Annotated in this window: 20 protein-coding genes and 1 tRNA gene; 11 read left to right on the top strand and 10 right to left on the bottom strand. The window is 72.6% G+C overall.

Annotated features, from left to right (window positions below; genetic code table 11):
- Positions 1 to 203: 203 nt before the first annotated feature.
- Positions 204 to 1,253 (bottom strand): LLM class F420-dependent oxidoreductase, encoded by a 1,050-nt coding sequence (locus ACIQK6_RS34080; protein ID WP_329103735.1) that lies wholly within the window; start codon positions 1,251 to 1,253, stop codon positions 204 to 206.
- A gap of 100 nt (positions 1,254 to 1,353) precedes the next feature.
- Here ACIQK6_RS34080 and ACIQK6_RS34075 point away from each other — a divergent pair, with 100 nt between their 5' ends.
- A complete protein-coding gene (locus tag ACIQK6_RS34075; protein ID WP_402696478.1) occupies positions 1,354 to 2,337 on the top strand; it encodes an aldo/keto reductase in 984 nt (327 codons plus the stop codon).
- Positions 2,334 to 4,703 carry an ATP-binding domain-containing protein gene (locus ACIQK6_RS34070; RefSeq protein WP_402696476.1) on the top strand — a complete coding sequence of 790 codons (2,370 nt, stop codon included), beginning with the start codon at positions 2,334 to 2,336 and terminating at the stop codon, positions 4,701 to 4,703. The genes ACIQK6_RS34075 and ACIQK6_RS34070 overlap by 4 nt, the downstream gene beginning before the upstream one ends.
- Positions 4,704 to 4,769: 66 nt before the next feature.
- On the opposite strand, the gene ACIQK6_RS34065 is transcribed toward ACIQK6_RS34070, so the two are convergent.
- Positions 4,770 to 5,420 carry a hypothetical protein gene (locus ACIQK6_RS34065; RefSeq protein ID WP_030009117.1) on the bottom strand — a complete coding sequence of 217 codons (651 nt, stop codon included), beginning with the start codon at positions 5,418 to 5,420 and terminating at the stop codon, positions 4,770 to 4,772.
- Positions 5,421 to 5,467: 47 nt separating this feature from the next.
- Here ACIQK6_RS34065 and ACIQK6_RS34060 point away from each other — a divergent pair, with 47 nt between their 5' ends.
- Positions 5,468 to 5,656, top strand: a complete 189-nt coding sequence (locus ACIQK6_RS34060) for a DUF5703 family protein (protein WP_030009118.1) — start codon at positions 5,468 to 5,470, stop codon at positions 5,654 to 5,656.
- Between the two features lie 39 nt (positions 5,657 to 5,695).
- On the opposite strand, the gene ACIQK6_RS34055 is transcribed toward ACIQK6_RS34060, so the two are convergent.
- From ACIQK6_RS34055 to ACIQK6_RS34045, 3 genes are all read right to left on the bottom strand, one after another.
- Entirely contained in the window at positions 5,696 to 6,424 is a 729-nt protein-coding gene (locus ACIQK6_RS34055; protein ID WP_402696474.1) for a chaplin, read from the bottom strand.
- Positions 6,425 to 6,582: 158 nt separating this feature from the next.
- Positions 6,583 to 6,816, bottom strand: a complete 234-nt coding sequence (gene chpH, locus ACIQK6_RS34050) for a chaplin ChpH (RefSeq protein ID WP_266598362.1) — start codon at positions 6,814 to 6,816, stop codon at positions 6,583 to 6,585.
- Between the two features lie 129 nt (positions 6,817 to 6,945).
- Positions 6,946 to 8,271 (bottom strand): M20/M25/M40 family metallo-hydrolase, encoded by a 1,326-nt coding sequence (locus ACIQK6_RS34045; protein ID WP_329103723.1) that lies wholly within the window; start codon positions 8,269 to 8,271, stop codon positions 6,946 to 6,948.
- A gap of 164 nt (positions 8,272 to 8,435) precedes the next feature.
- Here ACIQK6_RS34045 and ACIQK6_RS34040 point away from each other — a divergent pair.
- A tRNA-Leu gene (locus ACIQK6_RS34040) sits at positions 8,436 to 8,523 on the top strand.
- A 135-nt stretch (positions 8,524 to 8,658) separates the two neighbouring features.
- Here ACIQK6_RS34040 and sigJ read toward each other — a convergent pair.
- Positions 8,659 to 9,609 carry an RNA polymerase sigma factor SigJ gene (gene sigJ / locus ACIQK6_RS34035; protein WP_329103692.1) on the bottom strand — a complete coding sequence of 317 codons (951 nt, stop codon included), beginning with the start codon at positions 9,607 to 9,609 and terminating at the stop codon, positions 8,659 to 8,661.
- A 121-nt stretch (positions 9,610 to 9,730) separates the two neighbouring features.
- Here sigJ and ACIQK6_RS34030 point away from each other — a divergent pair, with 121 nt between their 5' ends.
- Together ACIQK6_RS34030 and ACIQK6_RS34025 are read left to right on the top strand one after the other, a co-directional pair.
- Positions 9,731 to 10,114, top strand: a complete 384-nt coding sequence (locus tag ACIQK6_RS34030; RefSeq protein ID WP_329103690.1) for a hypothetical protein — start codon at positions 9,731 to 9,733, stop codon at positions 10,112 to 10,114.
- Positions 10,115 to 10,219: 105 nt separating this feature from the next.
- A complete protein-coding gene (locus ACIQK6_RS34025; protein WP_402696473.1) occupies positions 10,220 to 11,989 on the top strand; it encodes a SpoIIE family protein phosphatase in 1,770 nt (589 codons plus the stop codon).
- A 74-nt stretch (positions 11,990 to 12,063) separates the two neighbouring features.
- On the opposite strand, the gene ACIQK6_RS34020 is transcribed toward ACIQK6_RS34025, so the two are convergent.
- From ACIQK6_RS34020 to ACIQK6_RS34010, 3 genes are all read right to left on the bottom strand, one after another.
- Positions 12,064 to 13,503, bottom strand: coding sequence for an amino acid permease (locus ACIQK6_RS34020; protein WP_402696501.1), 1,440 nt, complete (start codon positions 13,501 to 13,503; stop codon positions 12,064 to 12,066).
- Between the two features lie 220 nt (positions 13,504 to 13,723).
- Positions 13,724 to 15,295, bottom strand: coding sequence for an APC family permease (locus tag ACIQK6_RS34015; protein WP_329103684.1), 1,572 nt, complete (start codon positions 15,293 to 15,295; stop codon positions 13,724 to 13,726).
- A gap of 103 nt (positions 15,296 to 15,398) precedes the next feature.
- Complete coding sequence (locus ACIQK6_RS34010) at positions 15,399 to 16,346, bottom strand: hypothetical protein (RefSeq protein ID WP_329103682.1); 948 nt, start codon at positions 16,344 to 16,346, stop codon at positions 15,399 to 15,401.
- A 373-nt stretch (positions 16,347 to 16,719) separates the two neighbouring features.
- Between ACIQK6_RS34010 and ACIQK6_RS34005 the strand changes: the two genes are divergently transcribed.
- Positions 16,720 to 17,145, top strand: coding sequence for an ASCH domain-containing protein (locus tag ACIQK6_RS34005; protein WP_329103680.1), 426 nt, complete (start codon positions 16,720 to 16,722; stop codon positions 17,143 to 17,145).
- Positions 17,146 to 17,218: 73 nt separating this feature from the next.
- Here the strand turns inward: ACIQK6_RS34005 and ACIQK6_RS34000 are convergent, their stop codons facing one another.
- Positions 17,219 to 18,874, bottom strand: a complete 1,656-nt coding sequence (locus tag ACIQK6_RS34000; protein ID WP_329103679.1) for an FAD-binding dehydrogenase — start codon at positions 18,872 to 18,874, stop codon at positions 17,219 to 17,221.
- 85 nt (positions 18,875 to 18,959) lie between these two features.
- Between ACIQK6_RS34000 and ACIQK6_RS33995 the strand changes: the two genes are divergently transcribed.
- From ACIQK6_RS33995 to ACIQK6_RS33980, 4 genes are all read left to right on the top strand, one after another.
- A complete protein-coding gene (locus tag ACIQK6_RS33995; protein WP_329103678.1) occupies positions 18,960 to 19,481 on the top strand; it encodes an NUDIX domain-containing protein in 522 nt (173 codons plus the stop codon).
- A gap of 9 nt (positions 19,482 to 19,490) precedes the next feature.
- Positions 19,491 to 19,889, top strand: coding sequence for a YidH family protein (locus ACIQK6_RS33990; protein ID WP_402696471.1), 399 nt, complete (start codon positions 19,491 to 19,493; stop codon positions 19,887 to 19,889).
- Positions 19,886 to 20,203, top strand: a complete 318-nt coding sequence (locus ACIQK6_RS33985) for a DUF202 domain-containing protein (protein WP_329103674.1) — start codon at positions 19,886 to 19,888, stop codon at positions 20,201 to 20,203. The genes ACIQK6_RS33990 and ACIQK6_RS33985 overlap by 4 nt, the downstream gene beginning before the upstream one ends.
- Positions 20,204 to 20,289: 86 nt before the next feature.
- Entirely contained in the window at positions 20,290 to 20,586 is a 297-nt protein-coding gene (locus tag ACIQK6_RS33980; RefSeq protein WP_329103672.1) for a hypothetical protein, read from the top strand.
- Positions 20,587 to 20,638 lie beyond the last annotated feature (52 nt).

The following is a 20,638-nucleotide window of genomic DNA, read 5'->3' as shown; positions in this document are numbered from 1 at the left end:
CAACCGATGGGTCGCACTACTCGTCCGAATGAACGAAATCGGGGGGTGGGCCACCGTGCGTAACCCGGTGGGCGTTCCCGGCGTTGTTCGCTGTGTCGGCCGTGGCGGGGAAGACCCCCGAGCCCCCACCACGGCCGCGAAGGCGTCCACCGGTGCCGGCGTCCGCCCGCCGGCACCGGATCAGCCGGTCGGGCGGGGGGCGATCAGGCCAGGCCCGCCAGCTCCATCGCCTCGGTACCGGCGCGCAGGGCCGCGATCCGCTCGTCCAGGGTGAACCCGGCCGGGGCGAGCGTGAGGGTGGTGACCCCGGCCTCCGCGTAGGCCCGCATCCCGTCGGCGATCCGCGCGACCGGGCCGAGCAGGGTGGTCGAGTCGATCAGCGAGTGCGGCACGGCCGCGGCGGCGCCGTTCTTGTCTCCCGACAGGTACTTGTCCTGGATCTCGGCGGCTTCCTTCTCGTAGCCCATGCGCTGGGCCAGCTGGTTGTAGAAGTTCTGCTTCCGGCTGCCCATGCCGCCCACGTACAGGGCGGTGTAGGGGCGGAACATGTCCGCGAGCGCGTTCACGTCCTCGCCGAGGGCCAGCGGCACGGTCGGACAGACGTCGAAGCCCTCCATGGTCAGCCCGGCCTTCTCGCGGCCCGCCCGGATGTGCGTGAGGGCGGTGGCTTCCAGGTGCTCGGCGGCCGGGAAGATCAGCAGGGCGCCGTCGGCGATCTCGCCGGTCTGCTCCAGGTTCTTGGGGCCGATGGCGGCGATGTAGAGCGGGATGTGCTCGCGCTCGGGGTGCACGGTCAGCTTGATCGGCTTGCCCGGGCCGTCCGGCAGCGGCAGGGTCCAGTGCTCGCCGTCGTAGGAGAGCCGCTCCCGGCTCATGGCCTTGCGGACGATCTCCACGTACTCGCGGGTGCGGGCCAGCGGCTTGTCGAACTTGACGCCGTACCAGCCCTCGGAGACCTGGGGTCCGGAGACGCCGAGGCCGAGCCGGAAGCGGCCCTTGGTGAGCGAGTCGAGGGTGGCCGCCGTCATGGCGGTCATGGCGGGCTGACGGGCCGGGATCTGCATGATCGCCGAGCCGACGTCGATGCGCTCGGTCTGGGCGGCGACCCAGGCGAGCACGGTCGGGGCGTCGGAGCCGTAGGCCTCGGCGGCCCAGCAGACGTCGTAACCCAGGCGGTCGGCCTCCTGGGCGACGGCGAGGTTGTCGGCGTCCATGCCCGCGCCCCAGTAACCAAGATTGATGCCGAGCCGCATGTATCGTCCCCTTACCGGTTTACCGATCAGTAACGTTGGTGTGCGGGGACTGTAGCGCGCCAAGGTCCTCCGCGTCAGCGCCCCAGTAGTCTCAGCGCTCATGGAGCAGAGGCATCTCGGCCGCACCGGACTGCGCGTCTCCCGGATCGGCCTCGGCACCCTCACCTGGGGCCGCGACACCGGTGAGGACGCCGCCGCCGAGCAGGTGAAGACGTTCTGGGAGGCGGGCGGAACGCTCGTCGACACCGCCGACGCCTACGGCGGCGGCGAGGCGGAGTACCTCCTCGGGCGGCTGGTGGGCGGGCTCGTCCCGCGCCGGGACCTGGTGATCGCGACCAAGGCGGGCAGCGTTCCTGACCCGGACCGCAGGTTCGACGGCTCGCGCGGGCACCTGCTCGCCGCCCTCGACGCCTCGCTGGACCGGCTGGGCACCGACTACGTCGATCTGTGGCAGGTGCACGCGTTCGACCCCGCGACCCCGCTGGAGGAGACCCTGCAGGCGCTGGACCTGGCGGTGAGCAGCGGCCGGGCCCGGTACGCGGGACTGGCGGGCTTCTGCGGCTGGCAGCTGGCGAAGGCGGCGACCTGGCAGCTCGCGGCCCCCGGGGTGCGCACCCGGATCGCCTCGACGCAGATGGAGTACTCCCTGCTCCAGCGGGGGGTCGAGCGCGAGGTGCTGCCGGCCGCGCTGGACCTCGGGATCGGCCTGCTGCCCTCCTCGCCGCTGGGCCGCGGGGTGCTGACGGGCAAGTACCGGGACGGCACCCCGGCCGACTCCCGGGGCGCCTCGGAGGCGCTGGCCGCTCTGGTGGACCCGTACCTCGACGAGGCGGCGGGGCGGATCGTGGACGCGGTGGTGACGGCGGCCCAGGGCCTGGCCGTGACCCCGCTCCAGGTGGCCCTGGCGTGGATCCGGGACCGGCCGGGGGTGGTGGCGCCGATCGTCGGCGCGCGGACGTCCGCGCAGCTCGGGGCGGCACTGTCGGTGGAGGCCCTTAGTCTTCCGGAGGAGATCTGCCGGGCGCTGGACGATGTTTCGGCTCCGGTGCACCGCTACCCCGATCAGGACTGGAGCACGCTGTGAGTACGGACCCTCAGGCCGACACCGCTGCCGCGGAGGACCCGGCCGCCCCGGAGGCCGACCCGTCCGCAGCCGCCGAACCGGAAGCGGCCCCCGAAGCCGCTCCCGAGCCCGGGCGGGCGGACGCCGGGTCCGAGGCGGATGCGGGCGGTGCCGAGGACGACGGGGTCGCCGCGGGCGAAGACGGGGGCCCGGGGGCGGAGCCCTCGGTTTCGGGAAGGGGCGGGGTGGGGGAGAGCCCCGCAGGGCCCGAGGCCGGGACCGGCCCGGAGACCGCCCCTGCGGCAGCCGATGACGCGGCCGGATCCGAAGCCGAGGCCGACGCCGATCCCGGGGCCGACCCCGAGGGCACCGCCGAGCCGGCCGCCGAGGCCCAGGTGACGCCCGCGCTCTCCGAGGCCCAGGCCGAACTGGCCGCCCAGAAGATCGAGCGGGAGCGGATCGCCCGACGCAAGGCCGAGCGGGAGGCGCCCGTCGAGGCCGGTGCGAAGCTGAGCGGGAGGGCAGCCGACCTGCTGGCCGCCGTCCGGGCCGTGGAGAGCGGTGCGAAGCCCTCCGCCGTGTACTTCGACGAGGCCCCGGCCACGCCCCGCAAGGCACCCGCCGCGCCCCCGGCACCGCGCCCCGTCACCCCGGCCGTGGCGGCCGCGCCCGCGCCCTCCGCCGACAGCGTCGAGGGCGTACGGGCGGTACTGGCCCGCGGTGGCGCCCCCGAGGCCCTGGCGGCCAGCGCCGCGGCGGCCCTGGGCGAGGACGCCGCCGGGCAGCTCACCGAGAACCCCTGGCGGCTGCTGGCGCTCCCCGCCGTACGTCCGGCCCAGGCCGACGGCTTCGCCCGGACCCTGCTGGGCCCCGAAGCGGGTCCCGGGGACGAGCGCCGCACCACCGTCCTGGTGGGCTGGCTGCTGGCCCAGGCGGGGCTGAAGGGCCACACCGCCCTGGAGGCCCCGGTGCTGGAGAAGGCCCTGGCCCAGTACGGCGTACCGGATCCGGCCGAGGCGCTGGAACAGGCCATCGCCGAGGGCTCGGTGCTGGTCTTCCACGAGCCCCTGGGGCCGCCGGTCGGCGCGGACGCCAAGGACACCGAAGACGCCGAGGACGCAGCGCAGCCCGTTCGGTTGCTCGTGGGCCTGGAGGGTGCCGCCATGGCCGAGGAGAGCCTGGCCGACGGCCTGGCCCGGCTGGCCGCAGGCACCTTCGACGCCCCCGGGGACTGGGAGCGGGCCGCCGGGTCCGCGCCGAGTCCCTCCGCCGCCGAGCTGATCCGCGCGGTCGCGGGCCACGGCCTGGTCACCCACACCGGTGGCGAGGCCGCCCGTGCCGAACCGGTCGCCCTGGCCGTCGCGGCCCGGGAGCTGGGCCTACGGGTCTGCGTGGCCGCGCACGCCCCCGGCGGCGGCCCGGACCCGGTGACCGTGGCCGGGCTGCTGTCCGGCGCCGAGGGGCCCGGGCGGGACGCGGACGGCCAGTTCGCGCTGGACCTGCTGGTGGTGCTGGACGCGCCGCAGCTGGACGTGGAGACCGCGGCCGCCCTGGTGGAGTCCGTCCCGGACGGGGCCCGGCTGGTGCTCTCCGGGGACCCCGGCGTGCTCGGGTCGGCCGGGGCCGGGCGGGTGTTCGCCGATGTGCTGGCGGCCCGTACCTGCCCGCAGTCGATCTCCCGCACCCCCGACCCGGGCCCCCTCGGCGAGCTCGTCTCCGGGATCGGCATCGGGGAGCTCAACCAGGTGGACGCCCCGGGCAAGGAGGTCGTCATCGTTCCGGTGAAGGACGCCGGGGAAGCCGTGCACCGGGCCGTGCAGCTGGTGGCGGAATCGGTGCCGCGGGCCTTCGGGATCCCGGCGGACCACGTACAGGTGATCACCCCAGGCCACGGCGGCTCGGCGGGCACCAGGGCGCTGAACGCCGCCCTGAAGGAGCGCCTGAACCCCGGTCCGGGCCGCTTCGGCGGCTTCGACCCCGGTGACCGGGTCGTCCACGTGCCGTCGGCCGGACGGGCGCTGGCGGCCCGGGTGGTGTCGGCCGACGCCGAGGGCCTGCACCTGGACCGGGCGGGCGCACGGATCGTCGTGCCGAAGGAGCTCGTCGAGTCCCGGGTGCGGCACGGCTGGGCGGTGACGGCGCACCAGGCCGTGGGCACGCGCTGGCCGGCGGTGGTCGTCGTACTGCCAGGTGACGCGGCGCAGGCGCTGTCGCGGGACTGGGTCTACACGGCGTTCGGGCGGGGCGAGCGGCACCTGTCCGTGGTGCACGGGGTCGACCAGGCGCTGCCGCACGCAGTGGCCGAGGTGCCCGCGAAGCCGCGTACGACGCGCCTGACGGGCTTGCTGACGGCCCTGGCGACGGCGGGCGCGCAGCAGCCGCAGTGAACCGGCCGTGGCCCCCGCCCGGGAGGACGGGGGCCACGGATCGGGGGTGGGGGTCAAGGCCGGGGGTCAGGCCGGGGTCAGCCCCGGCTCCGCGGCCTCGTCCTCGTCGAACTCGTCGGCCTCCTCGTCGAAGACGGAGCTGACGTCGAACCGGTGCAGCACGTCCTGCGGGTCGATGTGCCCGAAGGGCGAGCCCAGCCACTCCCCCGGTTCCGCCACCTCCTCCGAGGCCGCGATCCAGAGCGTGGAGTCACCCTCCTCCAGCCCGAAGTCCTTGTAGCGGGAGGCGATCTCGTCGGGCTCGTACTCCCCGAAGAGGACGCCCAGCGCGTCGGCGCTGCCGCCGTCGCCCACGAATTCGGCGTCCCGGTCGTGCGCGGCGACCCGTTCGGCCTGGGCGATCAGCCGGGCCGGTTCGACCACGGCGTAGTCGCGGCGGATGAGCACGCTGAAGGCGGCGGGCTCGGCGGGGCCGGTGTACGGGACACCGTCCTCGGGCGTGGGGATCTCAAAGGGGGTGACCTCGTCGTACCGGTCGTAGAGGAGTTCGTCGTACACCTCGGCCGCGGCGGCGAGTTCGTTGAACGCGGCGTAGACGTCCGGGTCCTCGTCCCCGATCCTGTGCTCGACCGCGGCGAGGTGACGGTCGAGCGCGGCCTTGACCGCCTCGGCGGCGGCGCGTACCTCGGCAACAGTGGGCAGATCGGCATCAGACATAGGACAGACGCTATCCGTAGCAGGGCTCTGCCCGCACAATAGATGCGATGCCGGAATACGAATTCGTCGACGTGTACGTGCCCCGCGGTGTACCTCGCAAGGAGGCGACCCGCCTGTTGACCGACCATGCCGAGTACGGGAACTGGGAACTCGACCGACTGAGCCTGTACCGGGACGGCAGCCGCCGTGTGCGACTGCGCCGCCGGATCATCCGTCAGGTCCGCGCGACCTGGTGACGCGGGCCCCGGGGACGGGGCCCGCGCCGTGAACGTCCGTCAGGCGGCGTTGCGGGCCCGCCGGTAGAGCACGGTGCCGGCGAGCAGCAGGCCGCCCGCGAGCGGCAGCCCGGCGGTGAGCACGTCACCGGACCCGGTGGCGGCGAGACCGGGGGTGTTGCTCCCGGTTCCGGGCCCGGGGTGCGTGACGGGGGTGCCGGTACCGGGGTTGCCCGGGTTCCCGGGGTTACCAGGGTTGCCGGGGTTGCCCGGGTTCCCGGGGTTACCAGGGTTGCCGGGGTTGCCCGGGTTCCCGGGGTTACCAGGGTTGCCGGGGTTACCAGGGTTACCAGGGTTACCGGGGTTCCCAGGGTTACCGGGGTTACCGGGGTTACCGGGGTTCCCAGGGTTACCGGGGTTACCCGGGCTGCCCGGGTTGCCCGGGTTCCCGGGGTTGCCCGGGTGGTCGTCGCACGGTTCGTCGTCGCCCGGGTGGTGCGGCTTCGGCGGCTTCGGGGGCTTCGGCTTGGTGTGGCCGGGTCCGTTGGCGCAGTGGTTCCCGAAGGCCGGGTTGAGAGCTCCCACCACCGTGATCGTGTTCCCGCAGGCGTTCACCGGCGCGTCCACGGGCGCCTGCAGGTTGTTCCCGGACAGCAGGCCCGGAGAGTTCGCGGCGTGCCCCGAGGCGGCGGAGTCCGCGTGTGCGTAGCCCCCGCCCATCGCGAGGACACCCCCCGCCGCCGCCATCGTGATCAGGGTCTTCCTGGTGACCTGTGCCGGTCGTCGCATCTGTACTCGTCCCCTGGTGTGTGCGTTTCGGCCGTCGTCCGACGGCCCGGCCCACCTGGCTCCCCCGCCGGTGCGCCGGAAGTGAAGGAAATTCGGGCCTGAAAGCCCGGTGGCCCCGGAGCGCGGGATGCGCTCCGGGGCCGAAGACTTCAGACGCGTCAGGCGTTGACGCAGGTGTTGCCGAAGGCCGGGTTCAGCAGGCCGATCACGGAGATCGTGTTGCCGCAGACGTTCACGGGGATGTGAACGGGAACCTGCACGACGTTGCCGGACAGGACACCGGGGGAGCCGATGGCCGCACCCTGCGCACCCGCATCGGCGTGGGCCAGGCCCGCACCCGCGAGAACCAGGCCACCGGTGGCAGCCACTGCGGCGACAACCTTCTTGATCATTGTTCCTCCTAGTAGGCAATGCGGTCCCAGCCGCGGACCGCAACACCTGTAACGAGGAGGGTTCACCGGGGCTACGAGCGTATGAGTGCATTCACTCTTCTCAGTGGAATGCGCACACCTTCTCGAATCTCAGGCGTTGTCGATGAACCGGTCGAGCACCCGCACACCGAACTTCAGTCCGTCGACCGGCACCCGCTCGTCCACACCGTGGAACATCCCGGCGAAGTCCAGCTCCGGCGGCAACTGCAGCGGAGCGAAGCCGAAGCAGCGGATGCCGAGGTCGTCGAAGGACTTGGCGTCCGTACCGCCCGAGAGCATGTACGGGACCGCCCGCGCGATCGGGTCCTCGGCCTTCAGGGCGCCCTGCATGGCGTCCACCAACTTGCCGTCGAAGTCCGTCTCCAGCGCCTTGTCGCCGTGCACGTCCTCCCGCTTCACGCGCGGGCCGAGGATCCGGTCCAGGTCGGCGAAGAACTCGTCCTCGTAGCCCGGCAGGAAGCGGCCGTCGACGTGGGCCGTCGCCTGGCCGGGGATGACGTTGACCTTGTAGCCGGCGCCGAGCATCGTCGGGGCGGCCGAGTTGCGCAGCGTCGCGCCGACCATCTTGGCGATGCCGCCGAGCTTGGCGAGCGTCGCGTCCATGTTGTCCGGGTCCAGGGGTGTCCCGAGCGCGTCCGAGAGCTCGTCCAGGAAGCTGCGCACCGTCTTGGTCACGCGCACCGGCCACTGGTGGCGGCCGAGTCGGCCCACGGCCTCGCACAGCTCCGTGATGGCGTTGTCGCTGTTGGTCATCGAGCCGTGGCCCGCGGTGCCCTCCACCGTGAGCCGCATCCAGTGCATGCCCTTCTGGGCGGTCTCCACGAGGTAGAGCCGCAGGTTCTCGTTGACCGTGAACGAGAAGCCGCCGACCTCGCCGATCGCCTCGGTGACGCCCTCGAAGAGGCCGGGGTGCTTGTCGACGAGGTGCCGGGCCCCGTAGATGCCGCCCGCCTCCTCGTCTGCGAGGAAGGCCAGCACGATGTCCCGCGGGGGCTTGCGCCCGCTGCGCATCCGGTCGCGCACGACGGCCAGCGTCATCGCGTCCATGTCCTTCATGTCGACGGCGCCCCGGCCCCACAGGCAGCCGTCGGCGATCTCGCCCGCGAAGGGGTCGTACGTCCAGTCGGCGGCGTTGGCCGGAACCACGTCGGTGTGCCCGTGGATCAGCAGCGCCGGCCGCGAGGGGTCCTCCCCCTCGATCCGCGCCACGGTCGAGGCGCGCCCCTTGTGCGATTCGAAGATCTGCGGCTCCAGCCCGACCTCGGCGAGCTTCTCGGCGACCCATTCCGCCGCTTTGCGCTCCCCGGGGCCCGAGTGGTCTCCGTAGTTGCTGGTGTCGATCCGGATGAGGTCCCGGCAGAGGTCGACCACCTCGTCCTCGCCGGAGACGGTCCTGCCCGTGCTCGACTCGCTCACGCTGCTTCCTCCCACTGATCAGTACCGAACCCCCATCCTCCCGCTCCGGGCCGCTCTCCCCAAGGGCGATCCTCGGTCGCCGGGGGTGTGATCGAGGACCCCGGAATGTTTGGTAATGTTTTCCACGTCGGAACGGCCCGCGAGGGACGCGAGACAGACACCTTGTCCGGGTGGCGGAATGGCAGACGCGCTAGCTTGAGGTGCTAGTGCCCTTTATCGGGCGTGGGGGTTCAAGTCCCCCCTCGGACACCATGGTCAAACGACCTGGAAGAGCCGGTCAGAGTGATGTGAAGTCACTCTGGCCGGCTCTTTCGTTGTCCCCTGCCGGGCGGCGCCCCGGTGGAACCGGCCGTTCCTAACGGTGCCGGTCACCGGGGGCGCACCGACTCAGCCCCGGCCGTCCTCCAACCAGGGGCGGAGCTTCTCCGGATTGCGGACCGCCCAGATGCGGGTGACGCGATCGCCGCTGAGCTCGAACGCCGCCACGGTCACGGTGACCCCGGTGTGCTGGGCGACCAGGCCGGGCCGTCCGTTGACCGAGCGTTCGAGGAGCTCCAGTCCGGGAGCCCTGTCGGCGATCTGGATCAGGTACTCGGCGATGCGCGCACTGCCCTCGACCGGACGCAGGGCGGCGCCGACCAGCCCGCCGCCGTCGGCGATCATCGCGGCGTCGGGTGCCAACAGACCGACGAGGGCCTTGATGTCCCTGGCCTCCCACGCCTCCTTGAAGTTCCGTACCAGAGGGGCCTGTCCGGCCGTCGGGGCCGTCGGGACCTGCGCGGCGCCCACGCGTCGGCGGGCCGACGTCGCCAGTTGCCGGCAGGCCGCCGGCGTCCGGCCGACGATCCGGGCTATCTCGGCGAAGGGGTAGCGGAAGACGTCGTGGAGGACGAAGGCGACGCGTTCGGCCGGGGTCATCGATTCCAGTACGACGAGGAAGGCCATGTTGACCGACTCGTCCAGGGTGACCCGGTCCGCCGGATCGACCGGCCCGGCCCCGCCGCCCGCCGGCCCGCTGATCCACTCCGCGCGGTCGGGCAGCGGCTCGGGGACCCATTCGCCGACGTAGCGCTCGCGCCGCGCCCGCGCCGAGCCGAGCAGGTCCAGGCAGATGCGGCCGGCGACCGTCGTCAGCCAGGCGCCGGGCGATTCGACGGCCTCCTGCTTCTGCTTCGGCATCGCGTACCAGCGCGCGTACGTCTCCTGTACCGCGTCCTCGGCCTCGGCCAGCGAACCGAGCAGCCGGTAGGCGAGGTTGGTGAGGTGCGTCCGCTCCCCGACGATCACGTCCAGGGCCGGATCGGACCCGGCGCCCCCGTGCGTGGACGACGTACTCATGCTCACGACCGCTCCCCCGGCCCGCCTCCCGGTGCCCCGCCTCACATTGTGCGGGCCCACGTCGTCGGACTACCGAGACCCTATCGATCTACGCCGTGAGGCAGAAGAGAGGACCGCCACCATGGCCACTCTGACGACGGAGCAGCCGCGTACCTTCACTTTCCTGCAGGTCACCGTCGGCCTGCAGACCCTGGCCATCCTCTTCCAGGCGGTCACCGCCGGGGTGCTGCTGTCCTCGGCCCACGGCGAACTGCTGCACGGCATCGGAGCGCGCGTGATGTACGGGGCGACGATGCTGTACGTGATCGCCGCGGTGCTGGCGTGGCGGCCGGGCGGCGGGTCGCCCCGGCCGATCCTCTACTCGTCGGGGTTCCTCGTCCTCGCCTCGGTGCAGGTGGTCCTGGGCATCGCGCGCGTACCGTCGGTCCATGTCCCCCTGGGTGTCCTGATGTTTGCCCTGAGCCTGCTCGCGCTGAGCCGCAGGCCGTCGGCCCACCGCTCCTGATCCGTGCAACAGGGCAGGTCAGAGCGACGCGATACCGCCCTGACCTGCCCTTTTGCTATGTTGGGACCACATCGTAGGGGCAGACCGGCTGAGGGAGGTCCCGTGATGTGGGCTGAGGGTGCCGGCCCTCGTCCGCTGTTCGGCCAGGACGTGGACGAGGTGGTCGCCGCCGCCCTGGCGGGCGATCCGTCCGATGTGAACCGACTGGTGCGCGAGTACCGACTGCTGCGGCAGGTCCTCGACGGGGCCCGGGCGGGAATCGCCCTGCTCGACACCGACCTGCGCTACCTGTACGTCAGCCCGCACATGGCCGTGATGAACGGCCTGCCCGCCGAGGCGCTGCTGGGGCGGACGCTGAACGAGGTGCTGCCGGACGTCGAGCGCCCCGATGAGGTGCTGCACGAGGTACTGCGGGACGGGCGCCCCCGGGAACTCGTCCTGGAGGGCCGCACCCTGGCCGATTCCCCGTACGAGTCGCGGGTGTGGCGGGGGACCTACCACCGACTGGAGGAGGACGGGCGCGTACTGGGGCTGGCGGGCATCGGCCTGGAGGTCAGCGCCCCCAGGGAGCGGCAGCGGGAGCTGTCGCGCACCAACCGGCGCCTGCTCCTGCTGGACACCGCCGCGGTGCGGGTCGGCACCACCCTCGACGTGGACACCACCTGTCGCGAGCTGACCGAGTTCCTGGTTCCCGGGCTGGCCGACGCCGCGAGCGTGGAGCTCATCCCGCGGGAGGGGCCGGGCGGGGGGCTGCCCGCCGGCGGGGCCCTACGGCTGCGCCGGGTCGCCGTGGCCTCGGTACGGGAACTTTTGCCGCGGGTGCGGGTGCTCGGCGCGGCCGGGGAGCACGTGGACTACCAGCCCGGCTCCGCGGTCAGGCAGTGCCTGGAGAGCGGTGAACCGTGGCGGGGCAACTTCTCCTCCGACGAGGCCTTCAGCCGGGCGGCGCCGAGCGCGGACCGGGTCTCCGCGTACCGGGAGGCGGGCATCCACTCGGGTGTCGTGGTCCCGCTGATCGCCCAGGACCGCCCGATCGGCACCCTCACGCTGGTGCGTGCCGGGGATTCGCCGGCCTTCGGGCTCGAGGACGTCGTCGTGGCCCGCACCCTGGCGGAGCGGGCGGCCGCCAGTCTCGCCAAGGCGGAGCGGTTCGCCCGGGAGCAGGGGATGGCCCTCGAACTGCAGCAGGCGCTGCTGTCCGAGCCCACCTTCCCGCACGACGACCTGGAAGTGGCCTCCCGCTACCTGCCCTCCGGCACGGGTGTCCTGGTGGGCGGGGACTGGTTCGACTGCCTGGCGCTGCCCGGCGGCCGCACCCTGCTGGTGATGGGCGACGTGATGGGCCACGGGGTCGAGGCGGCGGTCGCCATGAGCCACTACCGCTCCCTCATCCGCGCGCTGGCCGCGTCCGGGAACCCTCCGGCGGACATCCTGCGCGAGGCGGACCAGGTCGTTTTCGCGGGCGGTCTGGACCGGGTCGCCACCTGCCTGCTCGTCCTGGTCGACCGGGCCGCCGGGACGTGCGTCCACGCGAGCGCCGGGCACCTGCCCGCCATGGTCATCGGCCGCGGGCAGGGCCCTTTCCTGGCACCGGTCCCGGTGGGCCCGCCGCTGGGCACCGGCTACGGCCGGTACGAGGACGCGTCCTTCGAACTCAAGCCGGGTTGTGTCCTGATGCTCTTCACGGACGGCCTGGTCGAACGCCGGGGCGAGGACATCGAGGCTTCCCTGCAACGGCTCACCGGCATTCCGCTACCGGTGGACGGGGCCCTGAACGAGGTCATCGACACGGTGCTCGCGGCGCTGCGGGTCACCGACGCGGAGGACGACGTCACGGTCCTGGCCGCCCGCACCGCCGCACGGCGGGGACACTAGGCCGATTCCTGGGCCGGCGTGGCGAAGCCCCCGCACCGGACGGGTCCGGTGCGGGGGCTTCGACGGTCGTGGGATCAGCGGCGGGTGGTGGCGAGTTCGGCCACCCGGCCGCGGACCAGGTACCAGCCGCCGACCAGGGCGGCGCCGATGACCGGGACGAAGAGGACCGTGGTGCGGCCGACGCCGCCGTCGCACCACATCAGGACCAGCACCGTGAACAGGAAGACCAGGGTGACGATCTGGGTGTACGGGGCCCAGGGCAGGCGGTACGAGGGGCGCTCCACGAGGCCCTGCTGGGCGCGGCGCCAGAAGAACAGCGAGCAGATCATGACCATGGCCCAGGTGCCGAGGATGCCCAGCGAGGCGAAGTTCAGGACGAGCTCGAAGGCGTCCTTCGGCATGAAGGCGTTCAGCCCGACGCCCGCGAGGCCGAAGGCGGCGGTGAACAGGACGCCGCCGTAGGGGACCTTGCCCTTGTTCATGACGCCGGTGAACTTGGGGGCGGAGCCGGACAGGGACATCGAGCGCAGGATGCGGCCGGTGGAGTAGAGGCCGGAGTTCAGGCTGGAGAGGGCGGCCGTCAGGACGACGAGGTTCATGATGCCGGCGGCGCCGGGGACGCCGAGCTTGTCGAAGACGGTGACGAAGGGGCTCTGGTCGGAGCTGTACGCGGTGTAGGGCAGGAGGAGGGCGAGGAGGACGACCGAGCCGACGTAGAAGAGGCCCACGCGCCACATGATCGAGTTGATCGCCTTCGGCATGATCTTCTCGGGGTTCTCGGTCTCGCCGGCGGCGACTCCGCAGAGCTCGACGGAGGCGTACGCGAAGACGACGCCCTGGATCACCAGGAGCATCGGGAGGACGCCGGAGGGGAAGAGGCCGCCGTTGTCGGTGATGTTGGCGAGGCCGGGGGTGGTGCCGCCGATGTCGTGGCTGGTGGCGACGAGCCAGATGCCGACGATCAGGAAGACGACGAGGGCGGCGACCTTGACGAGCGAGAACCAGAACTCCATCTCGCCGAAGTACTTCACCGAGATCAGGTTGGCGGTGAGCACGATGGCGAGGGCGATGAAGGCGAGGACCCACTGGGGGACGTCGGTGAACAGCGACCAGAAGTGCGCGTAGGTCGCGGCGGCCGTGATGTCGGCGACGGTGGTCGTGGACCAGTTCAGGAAGTACAGCCAACCGGCCGTGTAGGCGCCCTTCTCTCCCATGAATTCACGGGCGTAGGAGACGAAGGCGCCGGAGGAGGGCCGGTAGAGGACGAGCTCGCCGAGGGCCCGGACGACGAAGAAGGCGAAGACTCCGCACACCGCGTAGGCGATCGCGAGGGAGGGGCCGGCGCCGGCGAGGCGGCCGCCCGCGCCGAGGAAGAGGCCGGTGCCTATGGCCCCGCCGATCGCGATCATGTTGATGTGACGGGACTTGAGGTCCTTGCTGTAGCCCTCGTCGCCGGCGTCGACATGGCGGGTCGGCGCCGGTGCGGGTGCCTCGGTCAAGGTGCGGTCACTCAGGTCACTCATGTAGGACTTCGCCTTCGTGGGTGGGACAAGGCAAGCCCGGGCCGCCGCGCAGGGGAGCTGGGTGGTGTCCCCTGTGCTGCGATCCGGGTGGTTTGGTCGCAACAGGAGACCATGAGGCTCCGCTCCCCTCCAAAAGCACCCCCTACATACCGAAGCCCCCGACGACCATGGAAACGGGTGCCGGAGGCTTCGTAGGGGCTGGAAAGCGAGGTCAGTCGCCGGGGGTTCCCTCTGCCGCCTGGTCGAGGCGGAAGGCCTCGTTGCCGAGGCCGATGCGGGCGTGCACCTCGGGGCGGCTGCGGCGTAGCAGGGCTCCGTAGGCCAGGCCGATCACGACGGCGGCGCCGATGATGCCGGGCAGCACCCAGCTGAGCGCGGAGCCCTGCTCGGCGCTGACCAGGACGCCGAAGTCCTTGACGGTGTAGACGGCGATGGCGAGCAGGGCGAGGCCGGAGGCGCCGGCCGCGACGAGGCGCCAGACCTGGGCGCCGGCGGTGCCGCGGCGGACGAAGAAGGCGATGACGGCGAAGGAGGCGGCGGCCATGAGGAGGGTCACGCCGAGGGCGCCGACGCTGCCCATCCAGGTGAACAGGTGCAGTACGGGGGTGGTGGGGTCGGGCGGCTGCACCGCGACGGCCGGGTCGGCGGGGGCCTTGTCCTCGGTGAGCGCGAAGGCGATCACGACGAGGGCGGCGACGCCGGTCTGCAGCAGGGAGCCGGTGGCGGGGGCGCCGGTGCCGGCGTTGGTGCGGCCGAAGGTGGCCGGGAGCAGGCCCTCGCGGCCCATGGCGAAGGCGTAGCGGGCGACCACGTTGTGGAAGCTGAGCATGGCCGCGAACATTCCGGTCACGAAGAGGACGTGCAGGACGTCGGTGAAGGTGGTGCCGAGGCGGGCCTCGGTGAGTTGGAAGAGCAGGGTGGGGCCCGCCTCGGCGGAGGTCTTGACGACCTCGGAGGGGCCGGTGGCGACGGTGAGGGCCCAGGCGCTGACGGCGAAGAAGAGGGCGACGAAGCCGACGGCGAGGAACATCACGCGCGAGACGACGATGTGCGGCTTGCTGGTCTCCTCGGCGTAGACCGGGGACTGCTCGAAGCCGACGAAGGCGGCGATGCAGAAGCAGAGGGCGGTGCCGAAGCCGGCTCCGCCCAGGGTCTCGGGGTTGAAGGCGTGGAGCGAGAGGCCTTCGGCGGCCGGCTTGGCGATGGCGGCGACGTCGAAGACGACGACCAGGACGCACTCGACGAGGAGGAGGACCCCGAGGACCTTCGCGTTGAGGTCGATCTTGAGCCAGCCGAGCGCGCCGGTGGCGGCGACGGCGAGCAGCGCCGGTATCCACCAGGAGAGTTCGATGTCCAGGTAGGTGGCGAAGAGGCCGGATATTTCGAAGCCGAGGATGCCGAAGACGCCGACCTGCATGGCGCTGTACGCGACGAGGGCGACGAGGGCGGCGCCCGCGCCAGCGGTGGGGCCGAGGCCGCGGGCGATGTACGCGTAGAAGGCGCCGGCGTTGTGGACGTGGCGGCTCATCTCGGCGTAGCCAACGCTGAAGAGCGCGAGGACGGCGCCGAGGATGACGAAGAGCAGGGGCTGGCCGACGATGCCCATGACCCCGAAGGTCGTGGGCATGACACCGGCGACGACCATCAGGGGCGCGCTGGCGGCGAGCACGGACAGGAGCAGCCCTGCGGTGCCGAGGCGGTCGGCGCGCAGGGCCCGGTCCTGGCCCTTGTACGTACGGATCTCGGCCGGGTCTTGGAGCGTGGAGGATCTGCCCGTCGGCATGGCGGCGTCCTTTCGGGGGGCGTGGTGCTCGGGGGATGGGCGTCTTTCTGGGGGGGCGCTCGCGGGTGTCGTCCGGCCGGTGGCGTCCGGCGGGCGGTGCTGGTCAGGCGGTGCCGAGGGCGACGCCGCGGGCGGCGAGGAAGGCCTCGTGCGGGTCCCGGTCCGGATAGGACCAGGGGGCGCGGGTGGCATGGCTGCCGATGCGGTGGAAGAGGGCGGCGGCCTCGGCGGGGCGACCCTCGCAGAGTTTGGCGTGCGCGAGGAAGTTGAGGTCGACGCGGTTGCGGGGGTGGTCCTCGCGCTCCCACTCCAGCCACCAGTCGAAGGCGGAGCGCAGGACCTGGCGGGCGCGGCGGCCCGCCCAATGGGCGGCGGCCGACTCGGGCGAGTGGCCGTGCGTGGCGGCAAGCACCCGGTACCGCTCGGCGTGCGCGACGACCGGGAGCACGGCGAGCGGGGAGTCGGCCGGGGACTCCTCGGCGGCCCAGGACGCGAAGTCGTAGACCTCGTGGAGCGGGTCCTGGCCGGAGCCGAGGGCACGTTCGGCCAGTCTGGCGACCATCAGGTGATGGGCGTGGTGGTGCTCGCGGTGACGGGCCCGGACCTGGTCGAAGTGGCGGCTGAACTCCTCCTCGCTGCCGAAGGCGCGGGAGAGGAGGAGGAGCCCGAGCCAGGGCGTCGGGTCCGCCGGGTGCAGAGCGGCGGCCCGGCGGCAGGCCGCTTCGGCCGTGGCCGGGGTGCCCTTCTGGCGCAGGGCGGTGAAGACGGCGGCGCAGGCGAGCAGGGTGGCGGCGTCGGCGCTCTCCGGTTCGGCGAGCAGCCACTCGCGGGCCCAGGCGGTGGCCGCCGGGGTCTGCGCGAGGACGGTGACGCGGTGGCCGCGGCGGTCCCAGTCGTCGCCGGTGCCGACGAGGAGGGCACGGGCCCGGGCCCACCGCCCTTGGGTGAACTGGGAGCGCACGTCGACGAGTTCGGCGTCGCACAGGGCCGGGTCGAAGAGCCGGGCGTCCCGCTTGCGGGCGCGGCCGAGGGGCGGCGGAGGCGGGGACATCCGCGGGTTTCCCTCCAAGACGCGGGCGGACGGGGGCGGGGCGGCGACGGCCTCCCCCGCGCGCAGTGCGCACGCGCGCGGTCGGACCGTGAGGTCGGGGGATCGTGCCGGTGGGGCCCCGTGGGGGCTCCGGAGAACTGCGGAGGAACGGCGAGGAACGGCGGTGGCGCTGGTTCGGGTCTCCGACGTGCGTGCGGAATCCGATCGGAACTCCGTTGAGCACTCTGGTGATCACGCACAGCAAAGCGGTATGCGCAGCTCCGAGTCAAGGTCCAGTCCACTGCGTGGCGCGTTTCAACTGCTCTGACGGTCGTGCCAGTTGGGTGGCGATAATCGTTCCGGTGGGCCGCGGGCGGCGCCGTAGGGTGGCCGCATGACTGCACACGACGATCTTCCCCCGTACCTGCTGGGGTTCCCCGGACCCTTGCGCGACCAGCTGGTCGCGGCCGTGCTGAGCGGGGCGAAGACCAGCACCACCGGCCTGCTCGCGGAGTACGAGGCGGAGCGGGAACCGCTGCCGGAGCCCGGCGCGCGGTCCCTGCTCGTCGACTCCGACGAGCGCGGGGTGGCGGTGGTGGAGGTGACGGCCGTGGAGGTGCTACGGCTCGCTGACGTGGGGCTGGAGCACGCCCTCGACGAGGGCGAGGGGTACACGTCGGTGGCCGAATGGCGTACGGCGCACGAGGAGTTCTGGCACAGCGAGCCGGTGCGCACGGTGATCGGCGACCCGGGATTCACGGTGGCCGACGACACCCTCGTCATCGCGGAACGGTTCCGCGTCACCGAGCGGCTCGTCTGACGTCCCCCCGACTCGCGACGGACCGTACGCACCGGGCCGGCCCCGTACGACCGGCCGCGCGGCGGAGTCGGACTCAGCCGACCGCCTGCGCCGCGGCGCGGCCCGCCGCCCGGCCCGAGAAGATGCACCCGCCGAGGAAGGTGCCCTCCAGGGCCCGGTAGCCGTGCACCCCGCCACCGCCGAATCCGGCCGCCTCGCCCGCCGCGTAGACGCCCGGCAGCGGATCGCCCGACGCGGTCAGGACGCGGGAGGAGAGGTCGGTCTCCAGGCCGCCCAGGGACTTGCGGGTCAGGATGGACAGCCGTACCGCGATCAGCGGACCGGCGCCGGGATCGAGGATCCGGTGCGGGGCGGCCGTGCGGATCAGCTTGTCGCCCAGATATCTGCGCGCGCCGTGGATGGCGGTGACCTGGAGGTCCTTGGTGAAGGGGTTGGCGATCTCCCGGTCGCGGGCCACGATCTCGCCCCGGACGGTGGCCTCGTCGAGGAGGTCCTCCTTGGTGACCGTGTTCATCCCGCGGACCAGGGCGGACAGGTCCCGCTCGACGACGAAGTCGGCGCCGTGGTCCATGAAGGCCCGGACCGGGCCGGGTACGGCCTGGCGCGCGCGGGTGAGGACGCCGCGCACCGACTTTCCGGTCAGGTCCGGGTTCTGCTCGGAGCCGGAGAGGGCGAACTCCTTGCCGATGATGCGCTCGTTGAGCACGAACCAGGTGTGGTCGTGGCCGGTCTTCATGATGTGGTCGAGGGTGCCGAGGGTGTCGAAGCCCGGGAAGAGCGGCACGGGTAGCCGCTTGCCCGTCGCGTCCAGCCACAGCGGAGAGGGGCCGGGCAGGATGCGAATGCCGTGCCGGGCCCAGATCGGGTCCCAGTTCTGGATGCCCTCGGTGTAGTGCCACATCCGGTCCTTGTTGATGTGGCTGGCACCGGCCCGCTCCGCGATGCCGAGCATCAGACCGTCGACGTGCGCCGGGACCCCGGAGAGCATCCGCTGCGGCGGGGTGCCGAGCCGGTCCGGCCACTGTGCGCGGACGAGGTCGTGGTTGCCGCCGATGCCGCCGCTGGTGACGATCACGGCCTGGGCCCGCAGAGTGAAGGTGCCGGTGGTCTCGCGGCTGCTGGCGGTGCCGCGCACGGCGTCGGAGGGTTCGAGGATCTCGCCCGTCACGGTGTCCACCGCGCCGGCCGTGGCGGAGAGCCCGGTGACCCGGTGGCGGAACGCCAACCGGACCAGGCCGCGGGCCACGCCCGCCCGCACCCGCCGCTCGAAGGGCTGCACCAGGCCGGGGCCGGTGCCCCAGGTGATGTGGAAGCGGGGTACGGAGTTCCCGGGGCCGCCCGCGTCGTAGCCGCCGCGCTCCGCCCAGCCGACCACCGGGAAGAAGCGGACGCCCCGGGCGTGCAGCCAGGATCGCTTCTCGCCGGCCGCGAAGTCGACGTAGGCCTCGGCCCAGCGGCGCGGCCAGGCGTCCTCCTCGCGGTCGAACCCGGCGGTGCCCAGCCAGTCCTGGAGGGCGAGCGCGTGACTGTCCTTGATCCGCATCCGGCGCTGTTCGGGCGAGTCCACGAAGAACAGCCCGCCGAAGGACCAGTGCGCCTGGCCGCCGATGGACCGCTCCGGCTCCTGGTCGAGCAGGATGACCTTGCGGCCCGCGTCGACGAGCTCGGCGGTGGCCACGAGCCCCGCGAGTCCGGCTCCGATCACGATCACGTCTGCGTCGTACGTCATGCGGTTACCCGTCCTCCGTCGGTGGTGGGGCAGATCCTTGGCTACGGAGCGGTAACCAGTCAACAGCGGTGGTTGGATGACCCGTATGAGTGCAGCTGACGAAGTGCTGGACGTGGTGGACCGGGACGACCGGGTCGTCGGACGGGCCCCGCGGGGCGAGGTGTACGCCCGCGGGCTCCTCCACCGCTGTGTGTTCGTGCTGGCAAGGGACGCGGAGGGGCGGATCTTCGTACACCGGCGGACCGCCTCGAAGCTGGTCTTCCCCGCGCACTACGACATGTTCGTGGGCGGGGTGCTGGGCGCCGGCGAGGACTACCCGCAGGCCGCGCTGCGCGAGGCCGAGGAGGAGCTAGGGGTGCGGGGGCTGGCGCAGCCGACGCCGCTGTTCAAGTTCCTGTACGAGGGCCCGGGCGGGGCCTGGTGGTCGTACGTGCACGAGGTGCGGTGCGAGCTGCCCGTGGACCCGCAGGTCTCGGAGGTCGACTGGCACGCGTACCTCACCCAGGAGGAACTGGACCGGCGGGTGGACGGCGGGAAGTGGGCCTGGGTGCCGGACGGGCTGGAGGCGTACCGGCGGCTGCGCGCGCATCCGGAATCCCGCTTGTAGATTTATCGGGTGATCGACTTCGTCAAGGACGTGCGCCTCTGGTTCGCACCCTCGCGGCTGAGGGACGAGGGCGAGACCCCGGACTACCGCTTCTCGCTGGCCAACGAGCGGACCTTCCTCGCCTGGATCCGGACCTCGCTGGCCCTGGTGGGCGGCGGTTTCGCCGTCGACCAGTTCCTGCCGGACCTGCGCTGGGGGGTGCGGGTCGGGATGGCCTTCACGCTGCTCGCGGTGGGCGCGGCCTGCGCGCTGCGGGCGGTGAACCACTGGGTGCGGTGCGAGCGGGCGATGCGGCGGGGTGAGGACCTGCCGCTGTCGCGCTTCCCGGTGCTGCTGAGCCTGGGCGTGGGGCTGGTGGCGGTGATGATGGTGGTGGTCGTGCTGCTGGGTTGGACCGCGGGCCGGTGAGCACCTCGGGCACGGACCGCGATGCCGGACTCCAGCCCGAGCGGACCCGGCTCGCATGGCGGCGCACGACGCTGGCCTCCTCGGTGGTGGCGGTGCTGGCGGTGCGGCAGGCGTTGCGCGGGACGGGCGCGCCGGTGGAGCTGGCCGGGGCGGCGGCCATCGCGCTGATCTGGCTGGCGTTCCTGTGGGTGGCGCACCGGCGGATCCGGGCGCTGGCGGCCGGCCGGCCGCGGGACCTCGCGCCGCGGGCGGCCCTGGCGGTGGTGGCGTGCACGGTGGCATTCGCGGCTTTCGCGATCACGGTGATCTTCTGAGCCACCGGCCGGTGCGATGATCACGTTTCGCCGCGCCACTACGACAGAACGGGCGATACCCGGCAATTCACACTAACCTCGGCGCCATGACGACCCTGCACCACGAACACCCCACGCACCAGCACACGCACGGCGCGGACTGCGGGCACCAGGCGGTCTCGCACGGCGACCACGTCGACTACGCGCACGACGGCCACCTGCACCGGGAGCACTCGGGGCACTGGGACGAGTGCGAGCCCAGCGGGCACACCGCGCACGAAGGCCACGCGCACGCGCACGGGGCGGACTGCGGGCACGAAACGGTCCGGCACGGCGATCACGTGGACTACCTGCACGACGGGCACCGGCACGCGGAGCACGACGGGCACTACGACGACCACTGACCGGTACCACTGACCGGACTCCCGAAGCGGCTCCCGACCGGACCGTCGACCG

The organism is Streptomyces sp. NPDC091682 (assembly GCF_044756625.1).
Taxonomy (GTDB): Bacteria; Actinomycetota; Actinomycetes; order Streptomycetales; family Streptomycetaceae; genus Streptomyces.
Note: the sequence above shows the minus strand (reverse complement) of the source record. Positions and strands in the feature narration are given on the sequence as shown.